At 65.7% G+C, this 11,255-nt stretch carries 5 protein-coding genes and 1 pseudogene; 4 read left to right on the top strand and 2 right to left on the bottom strand.

What is annotated here, in order from left to right:
- A pseudogene (locus tag Q1V43_RS03730) lies at positions 1-233 on the bottom strand (thioeseterase); the annotation flags it as partial.
- A 124-nt stretch (positions 234-357) separates the two neighbouring features.
- Here Q1V43_RS03730 and Q1V43_RS03725 point away from each other — a divergent pair.
- The 3 genes from Q1V43_RS03725 (at position 358) to yaaA (ending at position 3,520) form a co-directional block, all read left to right on the top strand.
- Entirely contained in the window at positions 358-645 is a 288-nt protein-coding gene (locus Q1V43_RS03725) for a YggT family protein (RefSeq protein WP_300514064.1), read from the top strand.
- Positions 646-707: 62 nt separating this feature from the next.
- A complete protein-coding gene (recQ, locus tag Q1V43_RS03720; RefSeq protein WP_300514062.1) occupies positions 708-2,753 on the top strand; it encodes a DNA helicase RecQ in 2,046 nt (681 codons plus the stop codon).
- Positions 2,754-2,755: 2 nt separating this feature from the next.
- Complete coding sequence (yaaA, locus tag Q1V43_RS03715; RefSeq protein ID WP_300514060.1) at positions 2,756-3,520, top strand: peroxide stress protein YaaA; 765 nt, start codon at positions 2,756-2,758, stop codon at positions 3,518-3,520.
- A 1-nt stretch (position 3,521) separates the two neighbouring features.
- Here yaaA and Q1V43_RS03710 read toward each other — a convergent pair whose 3' ends face one another.
- Complete coding sequence (locus Q1V43_RS03710) at positions 3,522-5,744, bottom strand: ATP-binding protein (RefSeq protein WP_300514058.1); 2,223 nt, start codon at positions 5,742-5,744, stop codon at positions 3,522-3,524.
- A gap of 255 nt (positions 5,745-5,999) precedes the next feature.
- Between Q1V43_RS03710 and Q1V43_RS03705 the strand changes: the two genes are divergently transcribed.
- The coding region (locus Q1V43_RS03705) for an alpha-2-macroglobulin family protein (protein WP_300514056.1) at positions 6,000-11,255 on the top strand (5,256 nt) is incomplete at its 3' end.

Below are 11,255 nucleotides of genomic sequence, written 5' to 3'. Positions count from 1 at the left end.
ACGGCAATGCCCCATTTCCTTTCGATCAATGCCTTCGACAGGCCGACCCGCCCGCCCATCGGCACCCGCCCGAGGTCATAGAGCGTCAGCGTGCGTCCGTTGTTCAGCTCCATCCACATGTCCAGATCCCAGGGCCAGCAGATGTGCCGGCTGACATGCATGTCGAAAAGGCCCAACCCATCGGGTTTACGATGTTTGAACAGTTCCTTGGCAAGACGAAAGACGGGGTACATGGCGCGCGCTCCTTTGCCCCGGCCATGGCCAAACTTGACGCGGACGTCAATCGCGACTTCGCGTCAGACTTGTGCTTTCGCCCCGGCGCGCCTAGATGGATGGCCAAACAGAACGGGACCGAACATGAAATCGCTGATTGAAATCCTTCTGCTGGTGGCCGACGTGGCCTGGTTCATCATGATTGCCCATATCATCATGTCCTGGTTGATCAACTTCCAGGTCCTGAACCTGCGCCAGCCGATCGTCGCGCAGATCTGGTACGGGCTGAACCGGTTGCTGGAGCCGGTCTACTCCCGCATCCGCCAGTTCCTGCCGGATATGGGCGGGCTTGACCTTGCCCCTCTGGTGGCGCTGATCGGCCTCTTCGCGATCCGCATCGTGTTGCAGAACAACCTCTATACTTTCGCCTGAGGCTTGCCCCCGGGGTCCGCGCATGGGATTGTCTGCGCCAACGAACCGAGCAGCCATACCCGATGCCCCGCGATCTTGACCTGTTGAAATCCGTATTCGGCTTCGACGCCTTCCGGCCCGGCCAGGAGGAGATCGTCGAAGCCGTGAGCGCGGGCGAAAACACCTTGGCGATCATGCCGACAGGTGGCGGGAAATCCCTGTGTTTCCAGCTGCCCGCCCTGCTGCGCGACGGGGTCACGGTGGTGATTTCGCCGCTCATTGCGCTGATGCGCGACCAGGTGCGCGCTCTCAAAGCGGCAGGCGTCGAGGCCGGTGCGCTTACCTCCGGCAATACCGAGGAAGAGACCGACGAGGTCTTTGCCGCGCTGAACGAAGGCCGACTGAAGCTGCTGTATATCGCGCCGGAACGGCTGGCCTCGGGCGGTGCGATGAACATGCTGCGCCGCATCGGTGTCGGGCTGATCGCGGTGGACGAGGCTCATTGTGTCAGCCAATGGGGCCATGACTTCCGCCCTGACTATCTACGCATAGGCGAGCTGCGCCGCGCGCTGAATGTGCCGCTGGCCGCCTTTACCGCCACGGCGGACGAGGAAACCCGCGCCGAGATCGTCCAGAAACTTTTCGACGGCGAGGCGCCCCGTGCCTTCCTGCGCGGCTTTGACCGGCCCAACATCCACCTGGCCTTCGCCGCCAAGGACGGGCCGCGCCAGCAGATTCTGCGCTTTGCCGATGCCCGCAAGGGGCAATCCGGCATCGTCTATTCGGCCACTCGGTCGAAGACCGAAAACCTTGCACGGGCCCTGTGCGAGGCCGGGCATCAGGCGGTGAACTACCACGCGGGTATGGAGCCCGACGACCGACGCAACGTCGAGCGCCAGTTCCAGCAGCAGGACGGGTTGATCGTCGTTGCAACGGTGGCCTTCGGTATGGGAATCGACAAGCCCGACATCCGCTGGGTCGCCCATGCCGACCTGCCCAAGTCGATCGAAGCCTATTACCAGGAAATCGGCCGCGCGGGGCGCGATGGGGCGCCTGCGGAAACCCTGACCCTGTTCGGCGCCGAGGACATCCGTCTGCGTCGTTCGCAGATCGACGAAGGCCTCGCGCCCCCGGAACGGCGCGCGGCGGATCACGGGCGGCTGAACGCGCTTCTTGGTCTCGCCGAGGCGCATGGCTGCCGCCGCGTGCAGCTGCTGGGCTATTTCGGCGAAACGGCCGGACCCTGCGGCAATTGCGACCTCTGTGACACCCCGCCGGAGTTGTTTGACGGCACGGTGGACGTGATGAAGGCGCTCTCCGCCGCGCTGCGCACTGGCGAGAGCTTCGGCGCGGGGCATCTGATCGACATTCTGCGCGGCACCATGACCGACCGTATTCGTGAGCGTGGCCACGACGGCCTGCCGACCTTTGGCGTGGGGCGTGACCATGACAAGCGGCTCTGGCAGGCGATCTTTCGTCAGATGATGGGGCTGGACCTGATGCGCCCGGACCCGGAGCGCCACGGCGCCCTGCGCATAACCGAAAAGGCCCACCCGGTCTTGCGCGGGGAAGAACCGGTCGAGCTGCGCCGCGACACGTTGAAGAAGGGCCCGCGCCGGCCGGAGGTGAAGAGGCTGGTCTCGGACGAGGATGAACCGCTCCTGTCGGCGCTCAAAGCCAAGCGCCGCGCCCTGGCCGAAGCCGCCCGTGTGCCCGCCTATGTCATCTTTACCGACCGCACCCTGATCGAAATGGCCGAAACCCGGCCGCAGACCCTGGACGACATGGCGCAGGTCTCGGGCGTTGGGGCAAAGAAGCTGGAAAGTTTCGGCCAGACCTTTCTGGAGGTTATTGCGGGCGACGTGCCCGAGATGCACCCGACCCGCCGCCGTCTGGCCGGGCGCAGCGCGGGTGGGCTGTATGACCGTCTGGAAGAGACCCAGACCGGGCTGATCCGCGGCCCTGACGGAACTGGAAAATACATGTCCTGCACCAACACCACTCTGCGCCATATCGCCGAACGGCGCCCGGGATCTCTGGACGAACTGGCCCGCATCCAGGGCATGAACGAAGCCAAGGCCGATCGGTTCGGCGCGGCCTTCCTGGCCGTTCTGCAGGAAGAGGACTGAGCATGCTCGTCACCGTCTCCCCGGCCAAGCGGCTGGACGAAAAAGTTGCGCGTGTGAATGGCGGCACCACGCCGGTCTTTCTGGACCAGGCCGCAATCCTGGCCGAAACCGCCGGGCGTCTGACCGGGGCCGAGCTGGAGAAGCTCATGCATATCTCGCCCAGGCTGGGAGCGCTGAATGCCGAACGCTTTGCCGCCTTCGGCTCGGGCAAGGGTGAGAAACAGGCAATCGAACTGTTTGCGGGCGATACCTATGCCGGGCTCGAAGCGTCGTCGCTTGAGGATGAGGAGCTGAGCTATGCCCAGTCGCACCTGTGCATCCTGTCGGGCCTCTATGGCCTCCTGCGCCCGCAGGACAGGATCGCGCCGCACCGGCTGGAAATGGGTTCGCGGCTTGCCAATGCGCGCGGCAGGAACCTCTATGCCTTCTGGGGCGACCGGATTGCGCGGGAGCTGAACGCGCGGGCGGAAGCGACGGGCACGGATGTCCTGGTGAACTGCGCTTCGGTGGAATATTTTTCAGCCGTCGATCCGGCTGCCCTGGGGCTCAGGGTCATAACCCCGACCTTTCTGGAAATGCGCGCGGGGCAGCCCAAGGTGGTCAGCTTCTTCGCCAAGAAGGCGCGCGGCTCCATGGCGCGGTTCATGATCCAGAACCGGCTGCGTGACACCGAGTCGCTGAAGGATTTCGACCTTGGCGGATATCGGTTCCAACCGGACCGGAGCGAAGGGGACAATCTGGTCTTTCTGCGCGACGACGAGGGTTGACCTAGACAGCCGCGACCTTGGTAGGCAGGGGGGGGCGTACCCCGTTTGGGCAGGTGCTTTCGATCTCGGCCAGGATCGCCGGTTTGCGCAGGGGTTTTGTCAGGTAGGCGTCCAGGCCGTGCGACATGATCTCTTCCCCGTCCCCGGTCAGTGCGTGGGCGGTCAGCGCGACAATACGGGTAGGTGGCAGGCCTCTGGCCTGTTCGGCGGAACGGATGGTGCGAGTGGCTTCCTTGCCATCCATCACGGGCATCGAGATATCCATGAACACGAGGTCAGGCTGAAATTCTTCCCAGGCCGCAAGGGCCTCACGTCCGTCATTCGCGAATTTCAGGTCTATATCCAGCGCCTTGACCAGTTTCGAGAAGACCAGCTGGTTGGTCTTGTTGTCTTCGACGGTCAGGACGCGCATGGCACGGGTCGGTTTCGGCGGACCGTCGGTTTCGGCCGCTTCTCTGGAGGCAGGCCCCGGCTCCGGCGCCGGGATGTGACCGGCGGCCTGCCCGGCCTCATGCAGATGCAGCCCTGCCAGCGCCGAGGTCAGGTCCGGGCGTGTCAGCGGTTTGGTCAGCACCCCCGCGACCTGGTCCTTGCAAACGCGGTCCCGCCCGCCAGAGAACGGCGCCAACAGCAGAATGGGCGCGTGGGCGCCCCGTTTGGCCAGTTCGCCGGGCAGGGCCCCGCCGTCCAGGTCGGTCAGATCCTGATCTATGAACAGTACATCGGCGCGGTCTTTTTCCGCCGCAAGCGCCTCGCGGGTCGAGACCAGGACAACCGACAGGCCGAGTGCGATCAGCCGCTTTTCCAGGATCGAGCGATGCAGGTTGTCGTCCATTGCCACGACCGCGTGTTTCAACCCGGCGGGCAGGACGGGGTCCAACCCGTCCTCAAGCACCGGCAGGGTAATGTGAAGGCCGAAGCAGGACCCCTTGCCGACCTCGCTTTCAACCCAGATTTCACCCCCCATGAGTTCGACCAGCTGTTTGGTGATGGCTAGGCCCAGCCCGGTGCCTTCGTACTTGCGGTTGCGCTCGTCCTCGACCTGGTTGAACTCGCCGAAGATATGCGTTCGCATCTCTTCCGGAATGCCGATGCCGGTGTCTTCGACGGTGACATGGACCCGCTGGCGCGGGCCGGGTTCGACCGGCAGGCCGACCACACGGATCAGCACCTGCCCTTCGGCGGTGAATTTCACGGCATTGCCGATCAGGTTGGTCAGAATCTGGCGGATTCGGATCGGATCCCCCTGGTACTGCGTCGGGAGGAACAGGTCGTAGTCGATCGAAACCTGCAGCTTCTTCTCCTGTATGCTCGGTCCCAGCAGGGTCACGATATCAACGATCGTGCGCTCCAGGTCGAAGGGTTCCGCATGAAGCACCACCTTGGCTGCCTCGATCTTCGAGAAATCGAGCACATCGTTGATGATGGCCAGGAGCGCATTGCCGGAATTGCGGATTGTATCAATATAGAGCCGCTGTTCCTCGTCCAGATCACCATCTGCCATCAGATCGGCCATGGCCACCACGCCGTTCATCGGCGTGCGGATTTCGTGTGACATGTTGGCAAGAAAGGCGGATTTAGCGCGATTGGCGGCTTCGGCCCGGTTTCGGGCGTCTTCCAGTTCTTCCTCGCGCATGATGGTTTCGGTAATGTTCAGCCCCAGGCTGACCACGTCACCCAAAGCGCCGCGCTGATCAACGAGACGCAGAAAGGTGCCGTTGAACAGCTTGACCACCTTGTCGGGTATCTCGGCCTGCGCCCAGCGGGTCAGCATCTCGTCCTTCCAGGTGGCCGGGGTCAGTTTGCCAATGTCGACGATGCCTTCCTCCAGAAGGATCTGGATCATGTCGTCATAGCTGACACCCGGGCCGATACACTCAAGCCCGTCGAAGGGTGCCAGGTAGGCTGAATTTGCCGCGATCATGCGGCCGTCCGTGTCGAATACGGCAAAGCCGTCCTGGATCGTTTCGACCGATTCCCACAGCCGCCGCTTGGCGATCGCCACCTCGTTGCTGACCCGTTCCAGATCGGCGCGCACCTGCAGGTTCTCGTCCTTGACCTCTTCGACCTCTTCGCGTTTCACGACGATTTCTTCGGACAGGGCACGGGCGTGGCGCGACAGTTTGCGATTGGCTTCGTGCAGCTCGGCCTGTTTCTGCGCGAGAAGCCGTTCGGCCGCCATTCGGGCCCGACGTTCCTTGGCCAGTGTTTCGTCCAGGCTCATCCCGTGTCTCCGTGCGTGGGTGGGCGTTCTGCGCCACCGTTGGATCGGAGAATGAACAGGCAAGGTGAATACGCGGTTAACGGGGCTCAAATCACGCGTCCCCTCCGGAAATCCTGACGTTGCCCGACTCACCTTGCACGTGCCAGCATGGGTGAGGCGCAGGAGGGCATCATGCGGAACATATTGATTTTTATTTCTTTTATCTTGGGTTTTGGTCATCCGGCATGGGCGGAAGGGCCGATTCCCGAACGGCGCGTGATCTATTACAACGACGTGGATTTCCCGGGGGGCGATCTGAGGTCGATTCTCGACACCACGCAGATGGCCTGCGAAACCGCCTGTCTGGCGAGTCGCGACTGCAATGCCTTTACCTTCAACTCCCGCGCGGGCGCCTGTTTCCTGAAGTCCGAAATGGCCGGGTCCGAAACCTATGGCGGGGCCTTTTCCGCCCGGATCGCGACATTGAGCCCGGGCGCTGTTGCGATGGCCGGGGAACGTGCGGCCGAGCTGGGGTTCGCCTCGGCCCGCGACCTGGACCTTGCCCGGCGCCAGGCGGTCGACCTGCCGCATGAATATGCCGTGGGGGAGTGGCAGTTCGATGACCTGCTGACCCGCGCCGCCGAGGCCGAGGCCCGCGCCAACCTGCCGGGTGCGACGCGCAACATGGCCGCCGCCGTCGCGCTGGGGGATACCGCCGGGGCCTGGCTGGACTATGCCCGGCTGTCACTTGCCATTCGGACCAACAGCTACAGCGAACAGCGCGAATTTCGGCAGCAGGGCCTGTCTGCCGCGATCAACGCCTATCTGCGCGCAGACAGCAGGGCCGAGCGTGCCTCGGTCCTGGCAGTTCTGGCCGAGGGGCTGGAGGCCAACGAGCGTGGTCGCGACATGATCCGGGCGCTGCGTCTGGCCCAGTCCCTTGCGCCGCGCGATGACATTGACCGCGCGCTGGATACGGCTATTGGCAAATACGGTTTCCGCATCACCGGTGACGAGGTGCAGAGCGACCTTGCCGCGCCGCGCATCTGCGCCACCTTCTCTGAAGATCTGGCCAGCAACGTGGACTACACGCCCTATGTGCAGATGGATCAGCCCGGCCTGGCCGTGGTGGCCTCTGGCCGACAGCTCTGTGTCGAGGGCATTCCCCACGGCGCCCGCGCCCGCCTGACATTCCGCGCGGGCTTGCCGGCCGCCAGTGGCGAGGTGACGGCAAAGCCGGTCACGCTGACCTCCTATGTTGCCGATCGGGCACCTTCGGTTCATTTCCCTGGCCGTGCCTATGTGCTGCCGCCCAGCCCGGATGCTGGCCTGCCTGTCGTCGGGGTGAATGCGCCGACGGTTGATCTGACGCTCTACCGCGTTTCCGACCGCAACCTGGTACGGTCGATGCAGGAGCGGCTGATTGGCCGGTCCCTGTCACCTTGGGAGGAAGACGGGTTCGCCGAGAACACCGCGCAGGAAATCTGGACCGGCACCGGTGAATTGCAGGTCGAACAGAACCGCGAGGTCACGACCCGCCTGCCGATGGGCGAGGCCATTGCCGACCAGCCTCCTGGCGTCTTCGTGCTGATCGCCAAAGTGCCGGGACACGACCCATACGAATATCCGCCCGCCACGCAGTGGTTCGTGATCTCGGACACCGGGCTTGCCACGATGATGGGGGCGGACGGGCTGCATGTCTTTGCCCGCGCGCTGGGGACGGCGCAGGCGATGGGCGGGGCCGAGGTTCAGCTGATCTCCCGTGCCAACGAAGTGCTGGGTACGGTCCAGACTGATGCCAATGGCTATGCGCGTTTTTCCGAAAGCCTGACCGCCGGCCGCGGAGCCGCAGCGCCCGCCCTCGTCGTGGCCCGGGCTGGGGGCGACGACATTGCGTTCCTGTCCCTGACCGATCCCGCTTTCGACCTGTCGGACCGCGGCGTCGAAGGCCACGCAGCCCCCGGCGCCATCGACCTGTTCCTGACCACCGACCGTGGGGCTTATCGTGCGGGCGAGGTGATCCATGCCACCGCGCTGGCCCGTGACGGCGCGGCGCGCGCCATCGACGGTCTGCCGATCACCGCCGTTCTGACCCGACCCGACGGGGTGGAATATTCCCGTCACCTGAGCCGGGGTGTCGGGGCGGGCGGCCATGTCTTTGCCATGCCTGTCGGCGCCACCGCCCCGCGCGGCACCTGGCGGTTGGAGATGTTCGCCGACCCCGACGCCCCGGCGCTGGCGGCGACCACCCTGCTGGTCGAGGATTTTCTGCCCGAACGCATCGACGTCGATCTTTCCCTGCCTGAAGTGATCCGCGTGGGCGACCGCCCCCGGCTGGGCATCGTCGCGCGCTACCTGTTCGGCGCGCCGGGGGGCGATCTGCCCGTCGAGGGCGACGTGATCCTGCGCGCGGCCCGCAGGCTCGATGCATTCCCCAATTATCTATTCGGCCCGGACGAAGACCGCCCGACCCCGGCCCGCCGCAGTCTTGGTGACGGGGTGACGGATGCCGTCGGTCTGGCCACCCTGCCGGTGGACCTGCCACGGATGACTGCGCCGGGAAGCCCGCTGGAGCTGACGGTCGTGACCCGCGTGACCGAGGGCTCCGGCCGACCGGTCGAACGCAGCATCACCCGCCCGGTGCAGGCCGCCGGCCCGGTGATCGGCCTGCGTCCGCTGTTTGACGGCGATCTGCCCGAAGGTGCAACCGCCGCTTTCGAGGTGATCGCTCTGGATGCCACGCAAAGGCCCGGCGAGACCGCGCTCAACTGGACCCTGAACCGGGTCGAAACGCGCTATCAATGGTATCGCCTGGACGGCAACTGGCGCTGGGATGCGGTCCACAGCCGCACCCCGGTGGCGCGTGGGAACCTGACCACCGGGACCGACCCCGTCGCCCTGGAAACCCGTGTCGATTGGGGGCGCTACGAGCTGGTGGTCGAGACCGCCGAGGGCATTCCGGTGCGCTCCACGGCGGGGTTCCATGCGGGATGGTATGGTGTGGCCGATGCCAGCTCGACCCCCGACATGCTGGAGGTTGCGCTGGACCGCGCGGCCTACGCGCCCGGTGACACGGCGACCCTGCGCGTCGTGCCGCGTTCAGCCGGCAAGGGCGTGGTGACGGTCATGTCCAACCGGCTGATCCACATGCAGCCGGTTGATTTCACCGAAGGCGAAAACTTCGTGACCCTGCCCGTGACCGATGACTGGGGTGCAGGTGCCTATGTCGCTGCCACTTTGGTCCAGCCTCTCGACGGAGCCAGACCACGAACGCCCACCCGGGCACTGGGTCTGGCCCATGCCGCCGTGGACCCCGGCGCGCGCCGCCTTGCTGTGACGCTGGAGGCCCCCGCCGAAGCCCGTCCGCGTGGCCCGGTCGATGTCACCGTGAATGTTGCGGGCAAGGGACCGGCCTTCGTCACCCTCGCCGCGGTGGATCAGGGCATCCTGAACCTCACCTCCTTTGCCGATCCCGACCCGGCGGACCGCTATTTCGGCCAGCGCCGTCTGGGGCTGGGTCTGCGCGACCTCTATGGCCGCCTGATCGACGGGCAGGCGGGTGTCATGGGCCGTATCCGCTCTGGCGGGGACGCAATGGCCACCCTACGCATGCAGGCGCCCCCGCCCACGGAAGAGCTGATGGCGCAGTTTTTCGGCCCGATCCCGGTCGTGGACGGCAAGGCCAGGGTGACGCTTGACCTTCCGCAGTTCAACGGCGCGGTCCGGCTGATGGCTATGGCCTGGTCGGCGGACGGCGTGGGCAATGCGGCAGGTGATCTGCTGGTGCGCGACCCGGTGGTCATGACCGCCTCCCTGCCACGATTCCTGCAACCGGGCGATCGCGCGCGGCTGCTCCTGGAATTGGTGCATGCGGATGGCCCGTCGGGTGATGTGCAGCTGTCGGTCGAGGGGCAGGGGGTGGCCGTGGATACCTCCGCCGTGCCCGACCGGTTGAGCCTGGGTGAGGGCGGCAAGCTGGCCCTGTCCCTGCCAGTCACCGCCGCCGCGGCCGGGCTCAACCGTATCGACCTGGTCCTGCTGGCCCCGGACGGCAGCCGCCTGACCAAGACGCTGATGCTGCCGGTCGAGGCGCTGGACCCCGAGGTCAGCCGAACCTCGCGCTTCGAGCTGGCGGCGGGAGATGTCTTTACCCTGGACAAAAATGCCTTTGCCGGGCTGATCCCGGGCAGCGGGCGGGCGACGCTTGCCGCCGGCGCGCTGGGGCGCATCAACGTGCCCGCGCTGCTGGCACGGCTGGACCGTTACCCCTATGGCTGCACTGAACAGATCACCTCGCGCGCCCTGCCGCTTCTGTATTTCGGCCCGGTGGCCCGGGCGATGTGGCTGGCGGATGGTGTCGATGTACAGGATCGCATTGCAGATGCCATTTCCCGTGTCCTTGCCAATCAGGCCAGTTCCGGCAGCTTCGGGCTCTGGCGCCCGGCAAGCGGGGATCTGTGGCTCGACGCCTATGTCTCGGACTTCCTGTCGCGGGCGCGTGCAAAGGGACATACGGTGCCGGATGGTGCTTTCCGCCGTGCCATGGACAATCTTCGCAATCGGGTGAACTACGCCTCGGATTTCGACGAAGGCGGCGAGGCGATAGCCTATGCGCTCTATGTGCTTGCGCGCGAAGGTGCCGCGGCGATGGGGGATTTGCGCTATTATGCCGATGTGAAGGGCGGGGCGTTCTCCACTCCGCTTGCCTCGGCCCAGATGGGCGCGGCCCTGGCGGCCTATGGGGATCAGACGCGCGCGGACCGCATGTTCGCGCAGGCAATGCGGCAGGCGTCCGGGGCGCGGGATGCCGGCCAGCTCTGGCGCGTGGATTACGGCACCTCTCTGCGCGATGCCGCCGCCGTATTGGCCCTGGCGACAGAGGCGGGCAGCGATACGGTGGACCGCGAGGCGCTGATCGCACGCGTGGCCGAGGGCGCCGGTCCCCTGTCCACACAGGAGGCCACCTGGTCGCTCATGGCCACCAGCGCGCTGATTGACGATACCGCCGCGCAGGGTCTGACCCTGAACGGTGCGCCGCTGACCGGGCCGCTGGCTACGGTGATGGAGGACACCCTGTCCGGCGCCGCTCGTATCGCCAATACCGGGAATGCCCCGGTGACACTGACTCTGACTTCCACCGGCGTCTCGGAAGTGCCGGAACCTGCGGGGGGCACCGGCTACACGATCGAACGGCGCTATTTCACCATGGAGGGTGATCCGGCCGATCCCGCCGTGATCACCCAGGGCACCCGCCTTGTCGCCGTGCTGACCGTTACACCCTGGGACAATGGCGGCGGCCGCCTGATGGTGGCCGACCCGCTGCCCGCCGGGTTCGAGATCGACAATCCGCACCTGTTGCGCGGCGGCGACATCCGCGCGTTGGATTGGCTTGATGTGGTCGAGGACGAGGTGCAGACCGCCCAGTTCCGGCAGGACCGGTTCCTGGCTGCGGTGGACTGGTCCGGCCGTGCCCCCTTCCGCCTGGCCTATGTGGTGCGCGCGGTGACGCCCGGTGTGTTCCACCATGCCGCC

The organism is Aliiroseovarius sp. (assembly GCF_030148435.1).
Classification (GTDB): domain Bacteria; phylum Pseudomonadota; class Alphaproteobacteria; order Rhodobacterales; family Rhodobacteraceae; genus JASBTN01.
This window is presented reverse-complemented; position numbering and strand designations above follow the sequence as displayed.

Bases quoted from the DNA above. Each gene is read 5' to 3' on its own strand.
- Q1V43_RS03725 (WP_300514064.1), top strand. From the start codon at position 358: ATGAAATCGCTGATTGAAATCCTTCTGCTGGTGGCCGACGTGGCCTGG.
- recQ (WP_300514062.1), top strand. From the start codon at position 708: ATGCCCCGCGATCTTGACCTGTTGAAATCCGTATTCGGCTTCGACGCC.
- yaaA (WP_300514060.1), top strand. From the start codon at position 2,756: ATGCTCGTCACCGTCTCCCCGGCCAAGCGGCTGGACGAAAAAGTTGCG.
- Q1V43_RS03710 (WP_300514058.1), bottom strand. From the start codon at position 5,744: ATGAGCCTGGACGAAACACTGGCCAAGGAACGTCGGGCCCGAATGGCG.